The sequence below is a fragment of the Winogradskyella wichelsiae genome, from assembly GCF_013403925.1.
Taxonomy (GTDB): Bacteria; Bacteroidota; Bacteroidia; order Flavobacteriales; family Flavobacteriaceae; genus Winogradskyella; species Winogradskyella wichelsiae.
This window is the reverse complement of the sequence record NZ_JABFDJ010000006.1, coordinates 210,420-235,958: the sequence shown is the minus strand read 5'-3', so window position 1 is coordinate 235,958 and position 25,539 is coordinate 210,420. Positions and strand designations below refer to the sequence as shown.

Sequence of the window (25,539 nt, the reverse complement as noted above, 5' to 3'; positions counted from 1 at the left end):
GTTAAGACGCTTTAGTTGTTGTGAATACTTGTTTCGATTTTCTTCGTCCTCTAAAAAATAAGTATAGATTTAAGAATAACATCACGCCTAAATAGATGGTGAATCCACCAATTTTTTTGCTCAATATTTCCATCAAGGTTTGATAGCTTATGGTTGAGTATGCGCTAGAGTAGATTTTCATGATATATAGTGCGAACCCGATATTTATGAGGTAAAATCCAATTTCGAATAACTTATTGGTTGCTAATGCTATTTCTTCTTTGCCTTTAAAAATATCGATCATAAATATTTTGCCATTTTTAAATAGCATTTTAGAAATGTAAATTGTTAGTAAAATAACTATTGGTAAGTAAATAATGTAGCCGATAATGATTTTAGAATTTTCCATAATTTATTGATTTAAAAGTTTTTGTTTGTGAATGTATTTTAAAATAAAAATGTTGTTATAGTGCATTATTGCTAATGCGATGATAATTCTTCCTAAGGTTAGACTTAAAGAGTTGATGATATCTGTTACGCTTTCTAAATGTTCCCAATAAGCAATAGTTAAGATGGCGTATCCAATATTTAGTAAGTAATAACCAATTAATAAGAGTTTATTAATACTCGTGACTAAGGGGCGGTTTTGGTTGAATAAATTCAGTAAAAAAACTTCGCCATTTTTATAAAATAGCCAGCCAACCTTTAGCATAATAAAACTAATTAGAGGTAAATACAAGAGATATGTTATGGCGTTGTAAGTCATCTTATAAAAATAAAATTAGTAGTAAAACGAGAAGGCGGTAAAGTATCCAAGTTGCAGATAAATGCTTTGGTAACGCTAATAGTTTAATACGTCTTATATGCTCACACAACATAAATGAGACTGTTAGCCCAAACCAAAAAAGTAATACTATTTGTGGTAGTTCTATGATTGAGTTTAGGATTAATACAGGAATCAATATGAAACTTCCCATCAGTGAAATAGTCATAAGATTACCAAAGTAATTCAGTTGCTTTTTAAAGTTTAATTTTGAAATGAATAAAGCTTGAAACCCAATTTGACCGAATGCAATTACACTTTCTCTTAATAAATTAGATGCCGGAATTATAGTAATTAATTTACTGAATTTAAAGAGTACAATACTTGTAATGATGGCTGCAAATACAATATAAATTAACTTGTATTTAGTATTAAAACTTGGTACACACTGTAACGTTTCTGTTTTGTCTATTTTACTCGGGATAATTACTTTTCTATTATATGAAATGAATGCATATGATTTTTTGAGTCCAAACTTTATAGGTTTAAAATTCCCTATGCTTTCTACTAGAGGGATTGAATGACCAATCACTTTAAGTAAACTATCTACACCATAAATTACTGTTTTGCTTTGGTTGTTAAAAAGGGCAATTTCGTTTGAAGCTCTATTTAAATCTATGAAATTTTGTTCTTCATCAGTTAAATTGCAAAAGGCTTTTCTACCATTATGATCTAACATTTTAGTTTTTATGAATCCACTTGTATAAACATTGCATAATGGGCAATCTCTGTCGTAAAGTAAGGTTTGGTTTTGTAGTGTTTTCATTCTTTTTGTTTGTTTTAAACTTTCAGAAAATAATGAAAGTTTTATTTAAAAAAAATATAATCTTATTTCCTTTGTTTTTGTTTATTGCTTTTCAATTGTCATATAGAGCATTCATTTAATAATTTTTATTGAGATTATTAGTTGGGCTATTTCATCAGTTTCATAACTGATTTCGTTAGCCAATTCTGTTTCTGATTGACCATTTTATTCATTAAGGTATCTAAGTCTTGTGTAAGTAGATTTAAAGCTTTGGTTTGTTTTATTAACTCTTTTGTTTTTTCCGTGCCATCATCTTTAATAGAAGAGACGTCTTCTAAAACTTTTATTACAGGTCTTATTTCTCTTCTGCTTCGTTCTTTTGCGATAATACGTGCTAATTCTTGTACATCTTTTTCGGTAGTAAAGAATTCTTTTCGTTCACCAGAAACTAAAACTTTGGTAACAATTCCCCAATCCATTAATTGTCTTAAATTCATACTCGTATTACCACGAGAAATTTTAAGTTCTTCCATCACCTCTTCCATAGATAATGGTTTGGTAGAAATAAAAAGCAATGCTTGTATTTGTGCCATAGCTTTGTTTATGCCCCAAAGTGACCCTAAACTTCCCCAAGTACTAATAAATTTTTCTTTTGCTTCTTGATATTCCATACGCAAATATATAATAATTTTTAAACTTTCAATAATTATTGAAAGTTTATTTTGTTTGATAATGAATATGGTCGTCGTGTCTTACTGCTTGGCAACCGGTAAATCTAATTTTAGATTGATGACGTAATCCCAATGATTGTTTAAGATGAGGTTCTATAAATACCTTTTCCGTTGTTGGGATGGATAGTAGTTGTTCTATTAATAATTTAGTGTTTTTATTATCTAATTTTAAATTATTAATAGTGCCAAGGGTAAGATATTTAGTGAAATCATATTGCCAATAGCCTTTTTTTATACAATTTACAGAGGTGTGATTTTGACTAGAGTTAGCATAAACACCATAACCAGAAACAGATGGTTTTTTATTGGTGGAATTTCCATCTTGATCTAAATACATCAATGAAATATCTATCTTTTTTCCATCACTATGGCTTAAATGCGGAAGCAACGGAAATCCATTAATAAAAGGAAAATTGGCATCTAAATAAGTTATGTTGATATTTGATGCACTTAAAGCTTGTGCGGATTTTTCTAATTCGCTTTTTAAATCTGGATTAACGTAATTTCTAAACGCTAATGGATAAAACCAATTATGAGGTTTCAAATTTTCTTTAAATGTTGGTAGTTTTTCTCGTCCTAAATAAGATGCAATAGGTGGAATAATTACGAGATTGAAGAGTAGATAAAGTAAAGGGAAAACAATGCGCTTTCCCTTTTTTATTTTATATGAAATAATAATAGCAAGCAACCATATTAATCCACCAACTTGAGTAATTGTTGTTAAAATTATAACGATGATAATGTGTCCAATAAATTGTAATAGTTTCATAAATATTGAACGCATAAGCTTCTCATTTTATTTCAACAATCCAGCACGTCGCAATAAAGCTTCAGGTTTTGGTTCTTGTCCTCTAAATTTTTTATATAAAGTCATTGGGTTTTCAGTTCCACCTTGAGATAAAACAAAAGTTTTAAATTTATCAGCAACCGTTTTATTGAAAATGCCTTCTTCTTTAAAATATTCAAAAGCGTCAGCATCTAAAACTTCTGCCCATTTGTAACTATAATAACCAGAAGAATAACCACCTTGAAATATATGAGAGAATGCTGTACTCATACAATTCTCAGCAACATCTGGATATAGACTTGTGTCACCAAAAGCTTCAACTTCGTAAGCTTTTACATCTTTAATTTCTGAAGGATCAACACCATGCCATGCCATGTCTAATAATCCAAAACTTAACTGACGTAGTGTTTGCATACCTTCGTGAAATGTAGCAGAGGCTTTAATTTTTTCAATCAATTCCATCGGAATCACTTCACCTGTTTCATAATGCGTCGCAAATAACTCTAAAGCTTCTTTTTCGTAACACCAGTTTTCTAATACCTGACTTGGTAATTCAACAAAATCCCAATACACACTTGTTCCCGATAAACTTGGGTAGGTTGTGTTGGCTAACATGCCGTGAAGTCCGTGACCAAATTCATGAAACAACGTAGTAACTTCATTAAACGTTAATAAAGAAGGTTTACTTTTTGTTGGTTTAGTAAAATTACAAACGTTAGAAATGTGTGGTCTTTCGTTTTTACCATCTTTAATCATTTGCGGTTTGTATGAGGTCATCCATGCGCCGTTTCGTTTCCCTGCTCTTGGAAAAAAATCAGCATAGAATATAGAAACTAATTCGCCATCAGCATCTGTAACTTTATATGTTAATACATCTTCGTGGTATTTATCAATAGTATCAATTTCTTCAAATTGTAATCCAAATAATTTTTCAGCAACAGTAAAAGCACCGTTAATAACGTTTTCTAATTTGAAATAAGGCTTTAATTGTTCGTCATCTAAATTGAATAATTTTTGTTTCAATTTTTCAGAATAATAACCAGAATCCCATTTTTGAAGTTGGTCAATATCATCTAAATCTTTAGCAAAATCTTCAAGTGCTTTAAATTCATCTTTAGCAGCAGGTTTTGCTTTTTCTAATAATTCATTTAAAAAAGACGTTACTTTTTCTGGCGTTTGTGCCATACGTTCTTCTAAAACAAAATGTGCATGCGTTTTATAGCCTAAAAGTTGAGCGCGCTCAAAACGTAGCTTTGCAATTTTAAGAACGATATCTTGATTGTCTAATTCGTTATTCTGAAATCCTTTTCTACCAAAAGCCTTAGAGAGTTCTTCTCTTAATTTTCTATTGTCCGCATACGTCATAAACGGAATATAACTTGGGTAATCTAACGTAATTAACCAACCGTCTTTATCCTTGCTTTCTGCTAATTGCTTAGCGGCTTCTTTTGCACCTTCAGGCAAACCTGAAAGATCGTCTTCGTTGGTAAGGTGTAATTCGTAAGCGTTGGTTTCGGCAAGAATATGTTCGCCAAATTTTAATTTTAATTGACTTAATTCTTTGTCAATCGCTCTTAGTTTGGTCTTTTTGTCTTCAGCTAAATTTGCTCCGTTTCTAGAGAATCCTTTATATCTTTTATCAAGAAGTGTGGCTTGTTCTGTTGTTAAATCTAAAGTCGATTTAGAATCATAAACCGCTTTTACACGTTTAAATAAAGCTTCATTTAAGGTGATGTCATTACCAAATTCAGATAAAAGTGGTGAAACTTCTTGTGCTATTTTCTGAATTTCATCATTAGTTTCAGCTGAATTCAAATTGAAGAAAATACTAGACAAACGATCTAATTCTTCGCCAGAATAATCTAAGGCTTCAATTGTGTTTTCAAAAGTTGGTGCTTCAGTATTTGCTGTTATAGCATCGATTTCAGCTTTAGATTTTTTAATTCCTTCTTTAAAAGCAGGTAAATAATCTTCTGTTTTTATTTTTGAAAAAGGCGCTGTGTTATATGGTGTTTCAAATGCTTTATTAAGAATTGTCATTGTTTTCTGTTTTGATATGAATTACATTATTGATACTTGTAATCTATTAGTATGTCTGGTCGAGTGCGGTCGATACCTCTATTTCTGTAGGTTTATATTTTGAATGTGTGAAATTTCTACATTCAGATAAAATTTGAAGCCTATCGAAATCATCATTAGCTAATGCTAATTTCTTTTTAGAACTCCATTTTTTGATTTTCTTCTCAAAATAAATAGCTTGATTTACATCATTAAATTCTTGATGAAATATTAATTCTAAAGGCCTTCTTTTAAAAGTGAAACATGTTTTGTTTAATCCTTCTGCATGTTCATTAAATCGTCGCGAAATATTATTTGTAAATCCAGTGTATAATAGATTATCGGAACATTTAATAATGTAAATAAAATAGGATTTCATACAATTGCTTAGTTTCGTTCAACAGATGTTTGTCCGTTCGAGCGCAGTCTAGAACTCCAAATAGGTCTCGACTGCGCTCGACCAGACATCGAGAAACATTGAGTGCTTAGTTATTTAAACCCTTAGCAGAATCAATAACTTTAGCTTTCAATCCTTCTTTATAATCTACAATTTTGTTTAAAATACTTTGGTCTGCACTACCTAATATCTGAGCCGCTAAAATCCCAGCGTTTTTAGCGCCATTAAGTGCAACAGTTGCTACAGGAACGCCACCTGGCATTTGTAAAATAGATAATACAGAATCCCAACCATCAATAGAATTACTGCTTTTTACAGGCACTCCAATAATTGGTAATGGTGATAAAGAGGCAACCATACCTGGTAAATGTGCAGCTCCACCAGCACCAGCAATAATAACTTTGATACCTCTAGTGTGTGCGTTTTTACTAAAATCGAATAATTTTTCGGGTGTACGATGTGCAGAAACGATATCAACTTCAACTTCAATATCAAATTCTTTTAATATATCTATAGCGTCTTGCATTACTGGCATGTCGCTGTTACTTCCCATTATTACGGCTACTTTACTCATTCTCTGTGTTGATTATTTTTTGATAATATTACTTTTGGCACCCTTGTTTATAGGGTACAAAATGATAACACCAAAGTTAAGGTAACTAAGGTAGTATTACCAATTTTTTTGAATCCGTTAACAGAAAGTGCTAAAAAGGACTTTGGTCTTTTTTTTAAGATGTAACGTATTGATTTATTAAATGAAATAATTATAACTTTTGAGGGATGTAAAATCAAGATTACTCACTAATGACTTCGATGGATTGTTTTACTTGTTCAGCAATTTCTCTAGCCACAGCAATATCTTCATTTACAATAGTAACATGTCCCATTTTTCTAAAAGGTCTTGTTTGCTTTTTACCATAAATGTGCGGTGTAACGCCATCCATCGCTAAGATGTTTTCTATATTTTTATAGACTACATTTCCTGTATGGCCTTCAGCACCTACAAGATTTACCATAACACCAGCAACTTTACTTTCAGTATTACCAAGAGGTAATCCTAAGACACATCTAATTTGTTGTTCAAATTGAGACGTGTAGCTTGCTTCAATACTGTAATGACCAGAGTTATGTGGTCTTGGTGCAACTTCGTTTACTAAGATTTCATCGTTTTCAGTCTGAAACATTTCAACAGCCAATAAACCAACGTGTTTAAAAGTAGAAGCGACCTTTAAAGCTACAGCTTCTGCTTTTTTTGCAATGGCATTAGGAATACGGGCCGGACAAATAACATATTCAACTTGGTTAGCTTCTGGATGAAATTCCATCTCTACCACAGGATATGTTTTTACATCTCCTTTTTCGTTTCTCGCAACGATGACAGCTAATTCATTTTTAAAAGGAATTAACTTTTCGGTGATACATTCTACATTTGGTAAATCACTTAAATCCGTAAGACTTCTAACCACTTTTACACCTGTGCCATCATAACCAAATCGCGCACTTTTCCATACAAAAGGATAGCTTAATCCTCCATTGTCAACCGCTTCATCAATTTCAGAAGTGTAAGCAAATCTTGAAAATTCAGCAGTTGGAATGTCATTATCGCGATAAAATAATTTTTGAGTCGCTTTATTATGAATGGTTCTTAATGTTTTAGAAGAAGGGAAAACTTTTACACCTTCTTTTTCAAGGGTTTCTAAAGCATCAACATTAACGTTTTCAATTTCAAAAGTTAAAACATCTACTTTTTTTCCGAAGTCAACAACGGTTTGGTAATCCATTAAATCACCAATAGTAAATTCATCGCAAGCGAGTCGTGATGGTGCTTCTGGGCTAGGATCTATAACACAAGTATAAATGTCAAATTTACGAGTGTCGTACAACATCATTTTACCAAGTTGTCCGCCGCCAAGAATACCAAGTTTAAAATTTGAAGAAAAATAGTTCATCAATGTTTGTTGTTCTCTTTATAAAGAGAAACTTTTTTAGGATTAAATATCTGCTTTTCAAGAGCAAAAATACGGTAAAAATGAGATATACTTATAAATTCCTAAATCAAAAAATGTGCAATCAGCCATCAAATATGTATCTTTGCCATTCTAAAATAAAAAGACAGTGGTAAAGCTTCACGATTTATACTTTAAACCTTTTGTGTCTGAACAAAAATTAGACGCTATTGTAGAGAAAATGGCAAATGATGTCGCTGCAGATTTAGGCGATGAAGTGCCTGTGTTTATTGGGATTTTGAATGGCTCATTTATGGTAGTAAGCGATTTTGTTAAGAAATATCCAAAACCATGTGAAGTTACTTTTATCAAATTAGCGTCTTATGAAGGTGTAAAGTCTACTGAAGATATTCAGCGTCTCATTGGATTGACTCAAGATTTAACAGGAAGAACAGTTGTTATTTTAGAAGATATTATAGATACAGGTAACACATTAGAGGAAGTACACCGTATTTTTAAAAATGAAAATGTAAAACAATTACTTATTGCAACGTTGTTTTACAAACCTGAAGCTTACAATAAAGATTTTAAACTTCATTATGTTGGTATGGAAATCCCTAATAAATTCATCGTTGGTTACGGCCTTGATTATGATGGATTAGGAAGAGATTTACCAGCAGTATATCAATTAAAAACTACACAACACATGACAAACTTAGTGCTATTTGGCCCTCCAGGTGCAGGAAAAGGAACCCAAGCTGATTTTTTAAAGGAAAAATATGACCTAGTTCATATTTCTACAGGCGATGTTTTTAGATTTAATATTAAAAACAAAACAGCTTTAGGGATGTTAGCAAAGTCTTTTATTGATAAAGGAGAATTAGTGCCAGATCAGGTTACTATAGATATGTTAAATAAAGAAGTTGAGAAAAATGCAGATGCTAAAGGTTTCATTTTTGATGGTTTTCCAAGGACTAACGCACAAGCTAAAGCATTAGATGAATTAATGGAGAACAAAGATTCTCAAATTAATGCTATGGTTGCGCTAGAAGTAGATGATGAAGTTTTAGTACAGCGTTTATTAAAACGTGGAGAAACAAGTGGAAGAGCAGATGATGCTGATGAAGGTATTATTAGAAACAGAATAAAAGAATACTATAAAAAAACTGCCATTTTAAAAGATTATTACGCTGAGCAAAATAAGTATTATGGTGTTGATGGCGTTGGTAGTATTGAAGACATTACAGTACGTTTAAGTGCTGCGATTGATAAATTATAAAATATCATTCCTATTAAAAAAGGGATATAACTAAAAAGATTCCTACTTCGGTGGGAAATGAATATGACTGAAGGAAATTTTGTAGACTACGTAAAAATGCATGTATCTTCTGGTAACGGAGGAAAAGGATCATCGCATTTACATCGCGAAAAATATATTGCTAAAGGTGGTCCAGATGGTGGAGATGGCGGACGAGGAGGTCACGTAATTTTACGAGGAAACTCTAATCTTTGGACATTAATCCATTTAAAGTTTAAAAGACACTTTAGAGCAGGTCATGGTTCTCATGGTAGTTCAGGGAGAAGTACAGGAGCTGATGGTGAAGATATTTATGTAGATGTACCATTAGGAACTGTTGTTCGTGATTCTGAGACTGATACTATAATGTTTGAAATTACCGAAGAAGGTGAAGAAAGAATTGTAGTAAAAGGAGGAATGGGTGGACGTGGTAACTGGCATTTTAAAAATTCAGTAAACCAAACACCACGTTATGCACAGCCTGGAATTCCACTTGAAGAACTCGATATTACTTTAGAACTTAAAGTTTTAGCAGATGTTGGATTGGTAGGATTTCCTAACGCAGGAAAATCAACGTTGCTTTCTGTTTTAACTTCTGCAAAACCTAAAATTGCAGATTATGAGTTTACAACTTTAAAACCTAACTTAGGTATCGTTGAATATCGTGACTTTAAGTCGTTTGTAATGGCAGATATCCCTGGTATTATAGAAGGTGCTGCTGAAGGAAAAGGCTTAGGTTATTATTTCTTAAGACACATTGAACGTAACTCAATTCTGTTATTTTTAATTCCTGCGGATGCTGAAGATATTGTTAAGCAATACGAAATATTAGAAGACGAACTTAGACGATACAATCCTGAAATGTTAGATAAAGATCGCCTTGTGGTGGTTTCAAAATCAGATATGTTAGATGACGAATTGAAGTCTGAAATATCTGTAATTTTAGATAAAGATCTATCTGTAGATTACCTATTTATATCCTCTGTAGCACAACAAGGTTTAGTGGAATTAAAAGATGAACTTTGGAAACTATTAAACAACTAAGGATTATTTATTAGAATGAAAGCATATCTCAAAGGCCTAGTGGAACTTAACGGAACTAAAAGGAGTAGACGTTTTGCTTATTTTATTCAGTTTCTAATTATATTATCTGTTATAACATTTTCGATTGAAACTCTACCTGACTTAAAACCACAAACACGTGTGGTTCTAAAAGCTATTGAAGCTTTTTGTGTCATTGTATTCACATTCGAATATTTAGCTCGTATCTACGTCGCTGATCATAAACCAAAATTTATTTTTAGTTTTTTCGGCATCGTAGATTTTTTAGCTATTCTACCTTTTTATTTATCTTTTGGCATCGATTTGCGTTCGTTGCGTTTATTACGTATGTTTCGTTTGTTTAGATTATTTAAGCTAGTGCGTTATAATAAGGCAATGCGTCATTTTGCAAAGGCTATGCGCTTGGCTAAAGAGCAGATTATTCTCTTTATGATGATTACTTTGATGCTTATTTATTTTACAGCGGTTGGTATTTATTATTTTGAAAACGAAGCACAACCAGAGCATTTCTCTTCTATATTTTCAAGTCTTTGGTGGTCTATCGTAACATTAACAACCGTTGGTTATGGTGATGTATACCCAATTACTATTGGTGGTCGGGTGTTTACTTTCTTTATGCTATTAATAGGATTAGGAGTTGTGGCAATTCCTACGGGTATTATTTCGTCTTCTTTAACGAAGGCTATTGAACCTAATGAAGAGGAGGAATAGTTTTAAAACTAATATGTTAACATTTAATTAGTGAAAACATTTCTGAATTAGTGATTGATTTTTTATACTTTTAAAATAAAAAAAAATGAAGTTTTTAAAATTTCTATTGATTGCTTTTTTATTGGTGTCTTGTGGTATAAAAGTTAACTACGATTACGAAAGGGCAACCGATTTTAAGACCTATAAAAGTTACAATTATTTTGGAGACATGAAAACGGGCTTGTCCGAATTAGACCTTAAACGTTTAATTAGAACAATGGATACTAAGTTAGAAACCATGGGATTCGTACGATCCGATAATCCAGATTTTTATATCGATATTCAAAGTCAAGAGATCCAGAGTAGAAACAATAGCAATGTTGGAGTTGGCCTTGGTGGAGGCGGAGGTAATGTTGGTGGTGGAATTTCTGTAGGCTTACCAATTGGTGGTAATAAAAACACAAGAGAATTAGTAATTGAGTTCGTTGACGATACTAAAAAAGGAATGTTTTGGCAAGCCATAAGTGAAAGTAGTTATAACGCAAATGCCACTCCCGAAAAGCGAGAAGAACAGTTTCAAGCAGTTGTTGAAAAGGTGTTTTCAAACTATCCACCTAAATCTAAATAGTTCTAGTTCTTGATTAGCTTTTTACTAGCAATTAAAACTGAATTCGTATAAAAATTAGTGATGTAAACGCCATTGCTTAATGCACTAATATCTATTGCTGTAGTTTCATCATTTTTAACTAATGCTGATTTGATTCTTTTTCCATCAAGGCTCAATATTTCAACACGAACAGTTTCGCTGCGTACATTATCTAGCTTTATATTTAAACTGTTTTGTGATGGATTAGGATACATTGTTAAGCTATAATCATTAACGGTTACGTCTTGTACTCCTAATGTATTATCTATAGTCCATGTTACGGTAGCAATATGAATGGTTTCATGGCTATCTACATTAATTAAAGTCGTGGCATCGTTGACCGCAATGCTTAAATTATTTGTTCCCCCATTTAGATCATTTTCTTCAAGAGTAACAGTATTTATATTAGAGGCAATAGCATCACTATTAAGAGACCAGTTTGACTCTAAAGTATTTACAGGAAGAGTTTCAATAGTATTAATTTCAAAATTCAAAGGGAAACTAGCGGCGCTAACTGCGGTTTCCGTTGGTGTATATGAATCTATTGGTGAAATTAAATCGTGTATCTGTTCAATAATTCCTTCTTTACAAACGGCACAAAAATCAAAACCCAAATAGCGCATTTTACAACTCTGATGCGGTCTGTTCCATGTAGATGCTACCCCGGTTGAAGCATAAGGATATATACCAACATTAGAAGTTCCTATCCAATTTTTCCATTTTATAGACGAAGGATCTGTTTCTTGGGTCATGTTTATAGCTTCAGCAGCAAGTATATCTCCAGGGTAATATTCATCTTTCAAATCTACAAACGAATGCCCTAATTCATGAATAGCAATTTCACTGGCATCTTCACCTATTGAAGAAATTGGAAACTGCCCTCCGCTGCCACCATAATATGGCGAGTTTACTAAAATAAGGGCTTGGTCATATAGTGGAAAATTATTAGCTAAAACCGTAGAGATTAAAGCTGTATTTCCCGTATATAACAACCTATGTACATTGTAACTATCATAAGTTGTTCCAAAATAATTATCAACAGTTATCGTAGGCACTATTGGAGTTGGTTCATCTGATGCCGTACCTGGGTGTGTGGCGCCACTTTCATTAGATGGTACTTTTATAATATAAACATTAAAGTAGTTTTCGTAACTCGCAAAAGGCTCTTGAGAAAACATATCATTCATAAAATTAGTCGCATCGATTTCAAACTGTGGTAATTCGTTAGCTAAATAACCATCAGCCAAAATAACAAGGTTAATACGTTTGTCAGTATCACCAGAATTTTTGATAGCCTGAACATCAAAAGTTTGAGAAAAAACAAATTGAATATTAAGGGAAATAAGTACGAAGAGTAAAAGTTTTTTCATATTTATTCAATTTTTGAATTGCTCAATTTTATAGTGCCTTCTGTTGTTATTTCGCTGATTATAATGTATTCAGCGTTTGGGTTTTGTTGTAATTTTAACGAGAATTCAGACCGGTCTAAATCTAATATTTTTTTTTCTAAATCTCCAGAGTCATTTATAAACTCAATTATTTTATGTAAAGGGTTTTTGATGTAATATGTTTCGAGTTGATTATAGTCTTTGTCGAGAAGTACGCATTCTAAATCGCCTATAGTTCCACTAATATCTTTGTTTCTGTTTCTTTTCTGTTGACCATCGGCTGTAATTTGATTGATTAACGAAACACTTTTGGTGTCGTTTAATTTTACGATTTCAAAATTTAAAAAAAGCAGTTTCGCTTGTGGTTTTTCAGGGACTTTATCTGTAACTAATTGTTGTGTACTGGCGCAAGAAAGTAAACTTATTAAAAGCACAAATAAATAAGTCATTTTGATGGATTTATAAATTTTCATTCGGGAAATTAAACGTGTTTTTTAGGTGTTAAAGTTAGGTATAAAAAACGTGCGAAAAAACAAATAAAATCCTCAATAATAAGTTGCTGTGAATATTTTAATTATCAATTTATCATAATCCTAACATTTTAAAAACGTAGATTTTAGTCTTCTTTCGTAAATTTGATAAAAACGAATAAAGATGAAAGATTTAAAAGGGAAAGTAGCCTTAATTACAGGTGGTACAAAAGGAATAGGATTTGGAGTTGCTGAAGCTTTACTTAATGAAGGTTTAAAAGTTATTATTACGAGTAGAACTAAGGAATCGGCAGATAAAGCAGCAAAAGATTTAGCTTCTAAAACAAATGGAGTAGGATCTGTTATTGGAATCCAAGCAGATGTTAGGCAATTAGAAAGTCAAGAAGCAGCTGTAAAACAAGCTTTAAGTACATTTGGTCAATTAGATATGGTGATTGCAAATGCTGGTTTAGGTCATTTTGCTAGTATTGAGGATTTGACAATTGAGCAATGGAATGATATGATTGATACTAACCTTACAGGTGCATTTAATTCAATTAAGGCAAGTGTTAAAGCGCTTAAAGAATCTAAAGGATACTACATAACAATATCTAGTTTGGCTGGTGCAAATTTTTTCGCTAATGGTTCTGCTTATAACGCGAGTAAGTTTGGGGTGACAGGTTTTACCCAGGCAGTGATGTTAGATTTGCGCAAATATGGGGTTAAAGTAAGTACCATTATGCCAGGTTCTGTTTCTACACATTTTAACGGAAATACTCCGAGTGATGAACAAGCTTGGAAAATTCAAAGTGAAGATATTGGTGAATTGGTGGTCGATTTATTAAAAATGAATCCAAGAACCTTACCAAGTAAAATTGAAGTGAGGCCTACCACTCCTCCGAGTAAATAGAATAAGTAAATAATGTAAGAGAGGTTTCATTTAATGAGACCTCTTTTTTTTTTTTTTTTTCTTGGTGAATCTTTCCATTGTGATCACTAAGAGTTGAATTGAAATACTCTTAGTTGATTTCTCTTATTAGAATAGTTTTTTATTAGCATTTATACTTCTGTAATTTAGTCGTGTAGGTGTATTTTCCGTTTATCATAATCTAAGAACCGCTCGTCATATTTTTAGGTAATGGGTGCTGTTTCGAAGATATATTTACGGAAATAAGTGTAACAAAATTATAAGAATAATCACTTATAAAATACCAGTTGATACTGTAAATCAATTAACTATTAAAATAATCATCATGAAAAAAACAAAATCAAAATTAATGCTAAGCATTATGGCTTTAGTATTTTCAATTAGCACTTTTGCTCAAGATATTTCAGGATCTTGGAAAGGTGTATTAAATGTACAAGGACAAGAAATTCCTTTATTATTTAATGTTAAAAATGACAATGGTGTTCTCTCGTCTACTATGGATAGTCCTAGTCAAGGAGCTACAGATATCCCCATGGATAAAACAATTTTTGAAGGCAACGAATTAACTATCGCATTTACACAAGGTGGTATTAAATTTATTGGGCTTTTAGAAAATGAAGCTATAAATGGCACATTCTTTCAAGGCGGTATGGAATTTCCTTTAGATTTAACTAAGACTGTTAAAACAAAACCAGGAGATGTCTCATTACCTTCATCTGAAGACGCACTTAAAAAGTTGGCTGCTTTTGATAATGGTTCTTATAAATATTCTGCAGAAGATTATTTTCAGGATCCAAGTAAAAGCTCATTTCAATTTTCACCAAAAGGAAACTATTTTTCATTTAGAGAGAAAGATGAAAAAGGAAAAAATCATGTTTATGTAAAAGATACTAAAACAGAAAAAGTAACACTAGCTATTGAAGAAGACGAAGAGCTTATTAGAGGTTACGGTTGGGCTAATGATAATAGATTAGTATACATAAAAGACAACGGCGGTAATGAAAACTATCAACTTTTTGCAGCTAATTTAGACGGCAGCAATCCAAAAGCATTAACACCTTTTGATGATGTACAAGTTAATTTTTCTAACCTTTTAGAAGATCAGCCAGACCATGTTATTGTAATGATGAATAAGGATAATAAACAAATCTTTGAGCCTTATAAATTAAATATTGTAACAGGAGATATGGAAAAATTATTTGAAAACAAAGATGTTACTTCTCCAATTGCTAGTTACGAGTTTGATAAAGACGGTGAACTTAGAGGGTATACAAAGCAACAGAATGGTGTAGAGTATGTTTTATATTACAGAACGGGTGTTGACCAACCATTTAATGAAATAGTAACCACAAATTGGAAAGATTCATTCTCCTTAGTCGCATTTAATTACAATACACCATATAAACATGATGCTTATGTATTAACTAATTTAGAAAGTAATACAAGCGAATTGGTGCTTTACGATTTAGAAAAAAAGGTAATTATAGAGAAAATTTATAGTAATAATATTTTTGATGTTGGCGGTATAAGTCGCTCTAAAAAAAGAAACTATGAAGTAGATTATTACTATTATACAGGTGAGAAAACTCACGTGGTTCCAGTAAGTCGTTATTTTAAAAAGCTAGATAAGACCTTTAAGAAAGAATTTGGTGATAAGGTATATTCTATTGTAGACGTTACGGATGCTGAAGATAAATATCTAATCATTGTACAGACAGATAAACTTTATGGCACCTATTTTACTTATGATGTAAAGAAAAACGAATTTACTAAATTATTAGATTTAATGCCTCAGTTGCACGAAGAAGACATGGCAGAAATGAGACCTATTAATTTTATAACTAGAGATGGTCTAAAAGTTTATGGTTACATCACCATCCCTAATAATATAAAAAAGGGAGAAGATGTTCCGTTAATAGTAAATCCGCATGGTGGACCTTATGGTGTAAGAGATCATTGGGGGTTTAATCCAGAAACACAATTGTTTGCAAGTAGAGGCTATGCCACGTTACAAGTTAATTATAGAGGTTCTGGCGGTTATGGTAAAGATTTCTTTCTAGCCGGAAATAAACAAATAGGAAGAAACATGCTTAATGATCTAGAAGACGCCGTTGCTTATGCAAAAACTTTAGATTTTATTGATGATGAAAAAGTAGCCATTTATGGGGCTAGTTACGGAGGTTTAGCCACTTTAGGAAGTCTTGTTAAAACACCAGATTTATATACATGTGGAATTGATTATGTAGGTGTTAGTAATTTATTTACATTTTTTGAGTCATTCCCGGAATATTGGAAACCTTATATGGCACAATTTAATGAGCAATGGTATAATTCTGAAGATGAAACTGATCAAAAAATTATGGCCGCCGTGTCTCCAGCTTTACACGTTGACAAGATTACAAAACCATTATTTGTAATACAAGGAGCTAATGACCCAAGAGTAAATATTGATGAATCCGATCAAGTGGTGAAAAGTATGAGAGCGAGAGGTATTGAAGTGCCTTATATGGTAAAATACGATGAAGGACATGGCTTCTCTCACGAAGCGAATAAAGTAGAGTTGTACAAAACTATGCTAGGTTTTTTCGCACAGCATCTAAAGTAAATCAACCAATCATTTTTAGTTCACAAAAGCCTTTTAAGAATTTATCTTAAGAGGTTTTTTTGAGGTATTATATAAATGGTTTCCGCTCATCATATTCTATTTACCACTCGTCATATTTTCGATTTTATAAGCTTAACTCTGATCTATATTTATACTATCAATCAGAAAACGGGTAGTATTTATCAATCAAAAAAGAATATAGTATTATGATCAATTTAGTGAAAGTAGTTATCGAATTTATTATTGACATTGTAATCCGTTGAATCAATCAAATTATGAAAAATTTAAACCACCAACAACAAGACACATTTCAAAAGCAACTAAAAACGTTCGAAAAATTATTGATGGGTGCAAAAATGGCTAAGCTATCGTCATGTATCTTGGTAGGAGTTTCCATAGGACTTGCTATTCGTTCTAGAGAAAATAATTTATATGTGATGTTATTATTAATGGGAGTTTTAGCCGTAGTCTTTTTTATAGATAAATTTTTGTCATTAAAAGAAATAAAACAAAAATCATACACACAGACCTCTTTAGTCTCTGGGATTTCTAAATTTAAAACCTATATGGATAGCCGCAAAAAATATGAAATGTATTTTATGGCGTTTTGGATTTTAACATTAATACCTTCAGCGTCTATTCATTTTGATTCTAATATTTTCGGTATTTTAAGTGTGTTGGCTTATTTAACTTTTGTAGGTGTTTTTGGTTATTTATCTTACAAAAAAACAGAGAAACAAATAGCGTTGTTAGAAAGCACAATGGAATATGAATTACAGTTGTAATAAATACGTTTTAACTCATATCTTGCATATAATAAGCCTATCTATTAAAAAGCGTAAATGAAACTATTATCAAATTATAAATACTGGATTATAAACTTTTTTGGGTGGATTCTATTTTCGCTTTTTATGCTGACTATTGATAAAATTACCTACGTGCAAGATGCATCAATTAATAAGTTATACTATCTTTTATCTGAAGGTGTTTTGTGTGGCTTATTAGGTTTTGTGCTTTCGTTTGTTATACTTTATTTTATAGAAAATCATTTTAATATAGGTAATTATTCTAAGGTTGATGTTTATAAACTTATAGCAGTCGTAGTACTAACTCAGTTTATATATCACGGTTTACTTTGGCCAATGTTAAGTATTCCAGCATTTCATTTTTTAAATGAGCATATTGACTTAACCATATTACAAAAGTTAACCAATGTACCTCATTTTTTAGTTTATTTTGTAGTTTGGTTATTTGTGGTTTTAACGTTTAAATTGGTGTATTATATTAATACTATTAAAGTAAAGCAACTCGAATTGGAGGCGAACTTAAAAGAAGCGCAACTCAACACTCTAAAAGGGCAAATAAATCCACACTTTATGTTTAATAGTTTGAATAATATCCGCGGGTTAATGTTAGAAGATGCGGATATTGCTAGAGATATGCTTACCAATTTATCTGAAACTTTACGATATTCACTCACTAAAAGTGAATTGAATTCTATTTCATTAGAAGATGAATTAGAAATGGTAGAAAACTATATTGAAATTTCTAAAATTCAGTTTGAAGATCGTTTGCAATTTGAAATGAAAACTGATGAAGACGCTTTAAACGAGCAGATTCCACCAATGATCATACAGATGCTTATTGAGAATGCGCTTAAACATGGCATTTCAAATATTAAGAGTGGAGGTAAAGTACACTTGTCAACGCTAATTATAGATCGGCAATTACAAATAAAAGTCACTAATTCTGGAACACTTCAAAAAAATGAAAATTCTACACGGTTAGGTATAAAGAATATAGAAAAACGTTTAGAGTTGCTTTATGGTAAAAATGCTACATTTACCTTAGAAGAAATAAATAATACTGTAGTTGCCACTATTAAAATGCCAATAGTATGAAGATTTTAAAGGCCGTCATTGTAGAAGATTCGCGTTTGGCTCGTAATGAGTTGAAAGAACTATTAAAAGTGCATAACGAAATTGAACTTATTGGTGAAGCCGAAAACGTAGACGAAGGTTTTGAACTGATTAACAGTACAAATCCCGATTTACTTTTTTTAGATATTAACATGCCAGAAAAAGATGGTTTTGAACTTCTCGAAATGTTAGATGAAGTACCAATAACCATTTTTACAACAGCTTTCGACGATTATGCTATTAAGTCTTTTGAGTATAATGCTTTCGATTATTTATTAAAACCTATTAGTCAGAAACGATTTTCAAGTTCTATTAATAAAGTTATAGAAAAAAGTACTTTAAAGCCAATAACAAACACTAATGATGGCGGTGGAGGACTTTCATTAGATAAACAGATTTTTATTAAGGACGGAGAAGACTGTTGGTTGGTGAGGATACAAGACATTTCATTATTTGAAATCGTCGGGAATTATACACGTGTTTTTTTTGATTCAAATAAACCTTTAATTTATAAGTCCTTAGCTCAAATTGAAGAAAAGCTGCCTTCGCATGTCTTTTTTAGAGCGAATAGACAACAAATCATTAATATTAATCATGTAAAAAAAGTAGTGTCATGGTTTAATGGAAAACTTAAAATTGAAATGAATTCTGGAGAAGAAATTGAAATCTCCAGAAGACAATCCTATATATTTAAAGATCAATTAAGTTTTTAGTCCACTAAAATTCGAACACCTTCACTATGACTGCTAAATTCTGGCGCATACATACTCTGAATGGTACTAATGCCATTACTCATATCTCCAGCGTTATTCACACGTAAGTCATATTCAAAAACATAAACACCTTTTGGTAAATAGTCCATAAAGAAATTGGTGGCTGCATCTTTGGTACTTTCATAATAGCCTAATCCATCTTGCCATTTGTATTGCGATAATACATTTATAGGTTCTAAACCAGAAGCGCGCATATCTTTAAGATGTACAAATTCCATATTTCTATCAGTTCTTAATTCTATTCTCACTCTAACTAAGTCACCAACTTTTAATTTTAAGTCTTTCGTAATCTCGGTAATTTCTTCACCTTTATCAGTATTGGTTTTTAAGAAGAGTTTCTTGCCTAATTTTAAAGGTGTTTCAGCTGAGGTTATGTTATCTAAATCTTCAAAGTATTGCCAGTATAATGCTCCCCAAGCAATACCTTCTCCTTTTTTGGTAATAGTAACATCGGCTTGTTCTTTTTTAATTTCAGAACCTGTCCAAGATGTTTTATAATAACCAGTACCAGCCTCCAATTTTACATTGTCTAATGTTTCAGGCGAAATAGTTTCATTGCCAACTTTAACGTCCACTTGTTTGGTAACGCTAAGCCAATCGCTACCTTGAAGTAGTAAAGCATATACTGCTTCAGTCGTTGCTTTAGTGGTTTTCCATTGATTAGTTTGCTTATTCTTTAGTAACCAGATTTTTAGGTTATCAATGTCTGTGAGATTCTTCGCTTCACTCTGTATTTCATTTCCAACTTCAGAAAATGCTTCAATCATGAGCGCTTGTGTTTCAATTGGTGCTTGGTACCAATGCCATGAGTTGGTGTTGGTTTTCCAATACATGCCTAATTCATCTGTAGTAATACTATTTTCTTTTAAAGATTTTATAATCTTACCAGCCGTTTTAGAATCGTCCATTCGGTTCATGGTTAAAGCCATTAATCCTTTGGCGTATAATGAACGTTTTAACCAATAGTTTTGAATCTGAGTCTGATAATAATGCATAATGGTCTTAACTTCTTTAGAAGGCTTTATTTCAGGATAAAAACTTCGTGTGTATAAAAAATGCAATTGCATTTGCGATAAATGGTCTTTACTTAAATCGGCATCTTTATTGTATTTTTTGATGTTTTTATATTCTTGAATAAATTCTGCATCTAAATAACGTAATGCGTTTTGAATCATAGATTCTTCGCTATTGCTCTGTGAGACATTTAGTTGTTTTAAGTGCCCAAATCCAGCTATGATATGTTGCGTGATGTAGCGATTATCGCGTCCACCATTAAACCAAGGCCAAGCTCCAGAACTGTGTTGGTTGTTCTTTAGTTTTCTTATGGCAGATTGTAATTCGTTATTCATTTTATTTAGGTCGAATAACAACCCAATACGTTTTTTCTGTTCGGTTTCAGATTGTGCATCACGTAACCAAGGTGTTTCTTGAATCAATAATGATTTCAATTCTTGGTTCTTTTCTAAATTTGAGAGTAATGCGTCAGTCGATTTCCATTGATTGAATACTGCTTCAATTTTAGGATTCGATTTTACAATATGTTGTGCTAATGCATTTGCATAATAACGCGAAAATGTTTGCTCATTACACTCATAAGGATATTCCATTAAATACGGCAACGCTTGTACAGCATACCAAGCCGGATTTGAAGTCATTTCTAATGTCAACTTATGATTGGTAAGTGTTGTTGACGTAGTATTCTTCAGTTTATCTAAAGTAAAAGTTTTTGTTTCGTTAGAACGAATCCACATTGGCATCGTTTCTGTAACTAGCATTCTGTTAGATAGAACAGGTAAGGCGCTTTGTTCACCATCACTAAAAGCACCTGCTTTAGCAATAATTTTATATTGTACTGCTTGTATACCTTCCGGAATCTCTAAATTCCAAGTTACTTGTGTATTTCCTTTGGCATCTACTTTAAAACCTAAATCATTATAAGCATTAGATAATTCGCCATCAATCGATTTACCTGTAATTGGGTCTGTAAGCAATAATTGTGCAACACCATCTAAAGCATTTTCTGTAAGATTAGCAATTTTAGTGCTGATTCTAATTTTATCACCTTCTCTTAAAAAACGAGGTGTATTAGGTATTACCATTAACTCTTTTTGTGTAACCGTAGTTAATTGTGTAGTGCCACTTTCTAAAGTTTTAGTGTGCGCCAATAATTGCAATTTCCATTTAGTTAAAGCCTCTGGTGCTGTAAAGTTGAAACTGACGTTGCCTTCTTTGTCTGTTTGTAATTGTGGAAAGAAGAAGGCTGTTTCGTTTAGGTTTTTTCGGACTTTTATTTGTTCAGTGTTCAGAAAAGGACGCGATGTTTTAATTAGTATTACTCCACCAGCACCTCTGTCTCCATATAGGGCAATAGCTTCTTCGCTTTTTAAAACTTTTATTTCTGAAATATCACTTTCATTCAATTTACGAAACGTTATTTCATCAACCGGAACACCATTTATAATGTATAAAGGGCTAGTTTCACCATTTACGGAATTTCTGCCTCTAATTATTATAGTCGTATCTTGGTCTGGTTGACCAGGTGCAGTTGATACATTTACTCCAGCCGCTTGTCCTGAAAGTACTTCGTTTAATGACATTGTAGGAACATCATCTTCTACTGCACTAAGTGTTTTCCGTTTAAACATGTAACGGCTGTTATTTCCAATATAAAATCCAAACCAATTTAATTGGTCGTAACCTTGGTAAGGATAAGATGCTGTAGTGTTGAATTGATTGTGAATTCTAAAGCTGGTGTGTCCAAAACTCTGTCTTGAATTTTTATAAATTCTTCCAGAATAATTAGGATTGCTAATAGGATTAAAACTCCAATGGTGTCCTTTAAATTCATCTAAAGAGGCATCATACATGCTTGCTAATAATTCGGCAGACACTTTATCTCCTTGAGGCCCTTTAATTTTAAAACTCCAAGTTTCATCTTGTCCTGGTTGTAATTTATCTCTAAAAGTGGTGGTTTCAATGTCTAAATCAGTACTCGGATAAGGTACATTAATGTTAAAACTTTGAGATTTAAATTCGTTAAAAGCGGCAAAAGATGTATGTACTGTAAATCCGCCTAAATCACTTTCTGATACAGGAATACTAATTGTTTTTTTAGAATCGTTGAGTTGGACTAACTGTGTCATTATAATTGTGTTGTCCTTTTCAATTTCTACAGTAACCGTGATGTTTTTAGCAGCAGAACCTAAGGTTAGTTTTGCAATAGAATTCATATCGTAGGTTGCTTTATCTAATTGTACTTCATAGATTTGGTTATCCGCTACAGTCTTATCTTTATCACTAAATAGCATTGTAAAGATTTGGTTTTTTATGAGTTGCCCAAATTTGTCTTTACTCTCTGCAAAAATAATGTATTGACCAGAATTCCATTTCTTAAGTTTTTTAAGCGTTATGGTTTTGTCTTTTTCAGTGTCAAATGTTGTGCTAAAAACTACGTCTCCTTTTTTCCAATTGGTTAATAAACCTTCGTTGTCATAAGCTTCATGCGGAAATAGGTTTATAAATTCTGTTTCAGAGAGTGTTTGATAATCTGGTGCTTGCCAAGGTCTTGTTCTTAATACGCGGTTTGGAGCATTCAGTTTATATATTTTTAATTCACCTTTTGCAGGTGTAAATTGTCCATTTAGATTTTGAGAATTTATAGAGAATTCTATCTCGTTTTTATCTTTGTTAATTTTTTGAGGTGCTGCAATATTGAGTGTCATGGCATGATAGCCAATATTTACAATGGTAGAGGTAGAGCGTGTTTCTCCATTTATATCAGTAACGTCTGCTGTAATTTCGTAATTAAAAACAGGAAGGTTGTCTTTATAAACACTGTCATCTGGTAAAGCCTTAAAGGTGACTTCAAATTCGCCTTTAGCATTTGTTTTTGTTTCACCAAACGTAATTTCTTGGGCTTCCGCATTAAAATACGAGCGCCTCCAATAGTACCAGCTCGGAAAACGCACATTTCTTTTTACACGATAAAGCACTTTGGCATCTGTAATATTGCTACCAGCAAAAGCTATAGCTGTTCCGTTTACGGTAATACTATCGTTTACTTTATAAGTTTCAGTAACAGGTTGAAATTCGGTTTTAAACTTAGGTCGCTTGTATTCTTCAACCGAGATGTAGGCATACGTAGAATTATGGGAAAACATTTCAATAGTGAAATTACCAGTTAAACCATCGTTAGGTAATATAAATTCACCATGCACAGAACCAAATTCATTAGTCTGTAATAAACGCTCGCTAACCACTTCGCCATTCACATTTTTTAATCTGATTTTTGCAGCCTCATCTGCTGAAACTTCTGTTTTTCCTTTTCTAGATTTTGTGGCAATACCTTTAAAGTAAACTGTTTGTCCTGGTCTATAAATACTACGGTCAGTAAACAAGAAATTTCTATAATGTGTATCATTATTTGGGCTGTTGTCGTAGGTTCTATTGATGTAGAATTCGCCAAAATGGCCAGTGTCATCTTTAGTTTTTACTTTAATTTGTACATCTCTATAGTAATTATCATCTTTTTTAAACTCGAATTTCCCAAAACGGTCTGTTGTAAATGATTTCGTTTTTCTATTGTCGTTTCTGTTGTTTGAATAGGATAATTCTATGGTAGCATCTACTTTTGGTTTGCCATTATGTCTGTCTATAATCTGGTAAAAATGATGGCTGTTCTCGTAGCTTTCAGCCAATACCAAATCTGTAACTTGGATATGTGTTGTAGCAAAGACATTGTCTTTAGTAGCTGTATTTGCTTTAATTAAATATAGACCATTGGCTAAATTTGGCAATACAATTTCTGTACTGTGATTTTGATAATCACCTTCCGTTTTTAATGCACTCGAAAATGTTTCAATAGGATTCAGTTTTTTGAAAAAAGCTTCTTTTTCTTCAGTTCTGTAAATGTTATTGTAACGTTTTAATTGACTGTTAGAGACTTCATAAATTTTAAAATCTAACTCTTCTAAATTCTTATACGTCACTAAGGTTCTTGAAGGTGAATTGATTCCTATAAATTCTTCGGCTTGTAAATGTAAATTTGGTTGTTGAATTTGCTCAATTAAAACCGCACATTTTTGTGAGCCAATGCTTTCTGGGAATTTTTCAATTGCAGAATTACAGATTGCTATAGCTTCTTTTAATTTCCAACGGTTTTTATCCTTGGATGCGCTGTCTTCAAGATTAAAGTAATAAGTATTGCCTTGACGTTGATACGCTAAAGCAATTTCATAATCATATAAAGCGGATAGCTCAGAGGTCTTTAATGCTGCTGATTTCGACTTTAAAGTTTCAATAAGTAAATCTTCTGCATTTTTGAATGTAGCATGTTGTTTTACAAAATTTAGGCGTTCTATGTCTACATCTACAAATGCTTTGGTTTCTTTTTTACGATGATGGAATTTTATTAAATTCTGATATATTTTTAAAGCATTGCGTTGTAGCGATAACGTGTCTTTAGAGTTTAAGTCAGCATTAATAAAAACCTCGCTTCCTACAATAAAATCTTCATTATCAATAGTGAATTTATAAGAAGGTTGTGTAATACTACTTTCGTCAGTTTTGTAAAAGCTTAAGGCATTATGGCTTAATAAATCATATAATGTAGGTCTATATTCTTTAGAGTTTCCGGTCTCTTTTAATAATAAACTATAGTTGCTCAACGATTCTTGTTGCAACAAAATACCATTTTCTAGAGAGCGTTGGTAATAGGTATGGATTTCATTAAAAATAGTTTCTAAATCCCATGTTCTAAAATCATCACTAACTTTTTCAGAGGTTTTTGTTCTGTTGTAAAATTGGTAACGACTTTGTTGAAAATATTGCCAATACATGGTGGCCAATATGTTTTCTAATAGATGTTTTGTAACGAGGTCTTTGCTTGTATCAATTTCGGACTCAAACCGACTCACAATAGTAAGTTGTGCATCTTCTTCAAGTGTTAGTATGTATTTGCTTATGTGAAATAATGCTTTAATCCGTTGCTGTGTGTTTTCCGCTTTTACTGCATCCTTATATATAGTTTCAACCAAGTCAGAAGCACTCTTTGTTAATCCTTCATTTTCAAGTTTAGTCACTTCTGTCCATTGATTTTCAAAATCATTTTGAGCGTTAGAGAAAGAAGCGAAACAAATTAATATAAGGAGTGATAAGTGGTTTTTCATGATATGATTTTTTTTGCAATGTAGTTTCAAAATGCATTCCAAAACAGAGGAAATGAGTAAAGTCTCTATTTTAATGAGTGAAGTTAAACAATCTACAAGGGACACAAAGCGTTATTAAATTGTATTTT

Annotated in this window: 21 protein-coding genes; 9 read left to right on the top strand and 12 right to left on the bottom strand. The window is 32.1% G+C overall.

The genetic code is table 11. The features are described from left to right. Position 1 precedes the first annotated feature (1 nt). From HM985_RS13535 to HM985_RS13495, 9 genes are all read right to left on the bottom strand, one after another. Entirely contained in the window at positions 2-388 is a 387-nt protein-coding gene (locus tag HM985_RS13535) for a hypothetical protein (protein ID WP_173587817.1), read from the bottom strand. A gap of 3 nt (positions 389-391) precedes the next feature. After that, positions 392-745, bottom strand: coding sequence for a hypothetical protein (locus HM985_RS13530; RefSeq protein ID WP_179313646.1), 354 nt, complete (start codon positions 743-745; stop codon positions 392-394). A gap of 1 nt (position 746) precedes the next feature. After that, complete coding sequence (locus tag HM985_RS13525) at positions 747-1,568, bottom strand: thiol-disulfide oxidoreductase DCC family protein (RefSeq protein WP_179376757.1); 822 nt, start codon at positions 1,566-1,568, stop codon at positions 747-749. A gap of 146 nt (positions 1,569-1,714) precedes the next feature. After that, complete coding sequence (locus HM985_RS13520) at positions 1,715-2,218, bottom strand: GbsR/MarR family transcriptional regulator (protein ID WP_179313648.1); 504 nt, start codon at positions 2,216-2,218, stop codon at positions 1,715-1,717. Positions 2,219-2,264: 46 nt separating this feature from the next. Continuing rightward, entirely contained in the window at positions 2,265-3,062 is a 798-nt protein-coding gene (locus tag HM985_RS13515) for a hypothetical protein (protein WP_246285009.1), read from the bottom strand. 12 nt (positions 3,063-3,074) lie between these two features. Next, positions 3,075-5,105 carry a M3 family metallopeptidase gene (locus HM985_RS13510; RefSeq protein WP_179376756.1) on the bottom strand — a complete coding sequence of 677 codons (2,031 nt, stop codon included), beginning with the start codon at positions 5,103-5,105 and terminating at the stop codon, positions 3,075-3,077. Between the two features lie 46 nt (positions 5,106-5,151). Continuing rightward, positions 5,152-5,502, bottom strand: a complete 351-nt coding sequence (locus HM985_RS13505; RefSeq protein WP_179313650.1) for a GIY-YIG nuclease family protein — start codon at positions 5,500-5,502, stop codon at positions 5,152-5,154. Positions 5,503-5,608: 106 nt separating this feature from the next. After that, positions 5,609-6,094, bottom strand: a complete 486-nt coding sequence (gene purE, locus HM985_RS13500) for a 5-(carboxyamino)imidazole ribonucleotide mutase (RefSeq protein WP_173587823.1) — start codon at positions 6,092-6,094, stop codon at positions 5,609-5,611. A 220-nt stretch (positions 6,095-6,314) separates the two neighbouring features. Beyond that, positions 6,315-7,469: a 5-(carboxyamino)imidazole ribonucleotide synthase gene (locus HM985_RS13495; protein WP_179376755.1), complete on the bottom strand. Its 1,155-nt coding sequence runs from the start codon at positions 7,467-7,469 to the stop codon at positions 6,315-6,317. Positions 7,470-7,635: 166 nt separating this feature from the next. Between HM985_RS13495 and HM985_RS13490 the strand changes: the two genes are divergently transcribed. From HM985_RS13490 to HM985_RS13475, 4 genes are all read left to right on the top strand, one after another. Beyond that, complete coding sequence (locus tag HM985_RS13490; RefSeq protein WP_179376754.1) at positions 7,636-8,745, top strand: adenylate kinase; 1,110 nt, start codon at positions 7,636-7,638, stop codon at positions 8,743-8,745. Positions 8,746-8,808: 63 nt separating this feature from the next. After that, positions 8,809-9,807: a GTPase ObgE gene (obgE, locus tag HM985_RS13485; protein ID WP_179376753.1), complete on the top strand. Its 999-nt coding sequence runs from the start codon at positions 8,809-8,811 to the stop codon at positions 9,805-9,807. 15 nt (positions 9,808-9,822) lie between these two features. Next, positions 9,823-10,536 (top strand): ion transporter, encoded by a 714-nt coding sequence (locus tag HM985_RS13480; protein WP_179376752.1) that lies wholly within the window; start codon positions 9,823-9,825, stop codon positions 10,534-10,536. An 85-nt stretch (positions 10,537-10,621) separates the two neighbouring features. After that, a complete protein-coding gene (locus HM985_RS13475; protein ID WP_179376751.1) occupies positions 10,622-11,143 on the top strand; it encodes a DUF4136 domain-containing protein in 522 nt (173 codons plus the stop codon). Positions 11,144-11,145: 2 nt separating this feature from the next. Here the strand turns inward: HM985_RS13475 and HM985_RS13470 are convergent, their stop codons facing one another. Together HM985_RS13470 and HM985_RS13465 are read right to left on the bottom strand one after the other, a co-directional pair. After that, positions 11,146-12,531 carry a M64 family metallopeptidase gene (locus HM985_RS13470; protein WP_179376750.1) on the bottom strand — a complete coding sequence of 462 codons (1,386 nt, stop codon included), beginning with the start codon at positions 12,529-12,531 and terminating at the stop codon, positions 11,146-11,148. Positions 12,532-12,533: 2 nt separating this feature from the next. Beyond that, on the bottom strand, positions 12,534-13,022 hold the full coding sequence (locus HM985_RS13465) for a hypothetical protein (protein WP_179376749.1): 489 nt from the start codon (positions 13,020-13,022) through the stop codon (positions 12,534-12,536). Positions 13,023-13,203: 181 nt separating this feature from the next. Between HM985_RS13465 and HM985_RS13460 the strand changes: the two genes are divergently transcribed. From HM985_RS13460 to HM985_RS13440, 5 genes are all read left to right on the top strand, one after another. Beyond that, a complete protein-coding gene (locus HM985_RS13460; RefSeq protein WP_179376748.1) occupies positions 13,204-13,929 on the top strand; it encodes an SDR family oxidoreductase in 726 nt (241 codons plus the stop codon). Positions 13,930-14,272: 343 nt separating this feature from the next. Beyond that, positions 14,273-16,552: a S9 family peptidase gene (locus HM985_RS13455; RefSeq protein ID WP_179376747.1), complete on the top strand. Its 2,280-nt coding sequence runs from the start codon at positions 14,273-14,275 to the stop codon at positions 16,550-16,552. A 275-nt stretch (positions 16,553-16,827) separates the two neighbouring features. Next, positions 16,828-17,337: a hypothetical protein gene (locus HM985_RS13450; RefSeq protein ID WP_179376746.1), complete on the top strand. Its 510-nt coding sequence runs from the start codon at positions 16,828-16,830 to the stop codon at positions 17,335-17,337. A gap of 57 nt (positions 17,338-17,394) precedes the next feature. Then, positions 17,395-18,453: a sensor histidine kinase gene (locus HM985_RS13445; RefSeq protein ID WP_179376745.1), complete on the top strand. Its 1,059-nt coding sequence runs from the start codon at positions 17,395-17,397 to the stop codon at positions 18,451-18,453. Next, positions 18,450-19,184: a LytR/AlgR family response regulator transcription factor gene (locus HM985_RS13440; protein WP_179376744.1), complete on the top strand. Its 735-nt coding sequence runs from the start codon at positions 18,450-18,452 to the stop codon at positions 19,182-19,184. The genes HM985_RS13445 and HM985_RS13440 overlap by 4 nt, the downstream gene beginning before the upstream one ends. Here HM985_RS13440 and HM985_RS13435 read toward each other — a convergent pair. Beyond that, positions 19,181-25,411, bottom strand: coding sequence for an alpha-2-macroglobulin family protein (locus HM985_RS13435; RefSeq protein WP_179376743.1), 6,231 nt, complete (start codon positions 25,409-25,411; stop codon positions 19,181-19,183). The two genes, HM985_RS13440 and HM985_RS13435, sit on opposite strands and share 4 nt — an antisense overlap. Positions 25,412-25,539 lie beyond the last annotated feature (128 nt).

Coding starts and splice junctions, on each gene's coding strand:
- HM985_RS13535 (WP_173587817.1), bottom strand. CDS start 388: ATGGAAAATTCTAAAATCATTATCGGCTACATTATTTACTTACCAATA.
- HM985_RS13530 (WP_179313646.1), bottom strand. CDS start 745: ATGACTTACAACGCCATAACATATCTCTTGTATTTACCTCTAATTAGT.
- HM985_RS13525 (WP_179376757.1), bottom strand. CDS start 1,568: ATGAAAACACTACAAAACCAAACCTTACTTTACGACAGAGATTGCCCA.
- HM985_RS13520 (WP_179313648.1), bottom strand. CDS start 2,218: ATGGAATATCAAGAAGCAAAAGAAAAATTTATTAGTACTTGGGGAAGT.
- HM985_RS13515 (WP_246285009.1), bottom strand. CDS start 3,062: ATGCGTTCAATATTTATGAAACTATTACAATTTATTGGACACATTATC.
- HM985_RS13510 (WP_179376756.1), bottom strand. CDS start 5,105: ATGACAATTCTTAATAAAGCATTTGAAACACCATATAACACAGCGCCT.
- HM985_RS13505 (WP_179313650.1), bottom strand. CDS start 5,502: ATGAAATCCTATTTTATTTACATTATTAAATGTTCCGATAATCTATTA.
- purE (WP_173587823.1), bottom strand. CDS start 6,094: ATGAGTAAAGTAGCCGTAATAATGGGAAGTAACAGCGACATGCCAGTA.
- HM985_RS13495 (WP_179376755.1), bottom strand. CDS start 7,469: ATGAACTATTTTTCTTCAAATTTTAAACTTGGTATTCTTGGCGGCGGA.
- obgE (WP_179376753.1), top strand. CDS start 8,809: ATGACTGAAGGAAATTTTGTAGACTACGTAAAAATGCATGTATCTTCT.
- HM985_RS13480 (WP_179376752.1), top strand. CDS start 9,823: ATGAAAGCATATCTCAAAGGCCTAGTGGAACTTAACGGAACTAAAAGG.
- HM985_RS13475 (WP_179376751.1), top strand. CDS start 10,622: ATGAAGTTTTTAAAATTTCTATTGATTGCTTTTTTATTGGTGTCTTGT.
- HM985_RS13470 (WP_179376750.1), bottom strand. CDS start 12,531: ATGAAAAAACTTTTACTCTTCGTACTTATTTCCCTTAATATTCAATTT.
- HM985_RS13465 (WP_179376749.1), bottom strand. CDS start 13,022: ATGAAAATTTATAAATCCATCAAAATGACTTATTTATTTGTGCTTTTA.
- HM985_RS13460 (WP_179376748.1), top strand. CDS start 13,204: ATGAAAGATTTAAAAGGGAAAGTAGCCTTAATTACAGGTGGTACAAAA.
- HM985_RS13455 (WP_179376747.1), top strand. CDS start 14,273: ATGAAAAAAACAAAATCAAAATTAATGCTAAGCATTATGGCTTTAGTA.
- HM985_RS13450 (WP_179376746.1), top strand. CDS start 16,828: ATGAAAAATTTAAACCACCAACAACAAGACACATTTCAAAAGCAACTA.
- HM985_RS13445 (WP_179376745.1), top strand. CDS start 17,395: ATGAAACTATTATCAAATTATAAATACTGGATTATAAACTTTTTTGGG.
- HM985_RS13440 (WP_179376744.1), top strand. CDS start 18,450: ATGAAGATTTTAAAGGCCGTCATTGTAGAAGATTCGCGTTTGGCTCGT.
- HM985_RS13435 (WP_179376743.1), bottom strand. CDS start 25,411: ATGAAAAACCACTTATCACTCCTTATATTAATTTGTTTCGCTTCTTTC.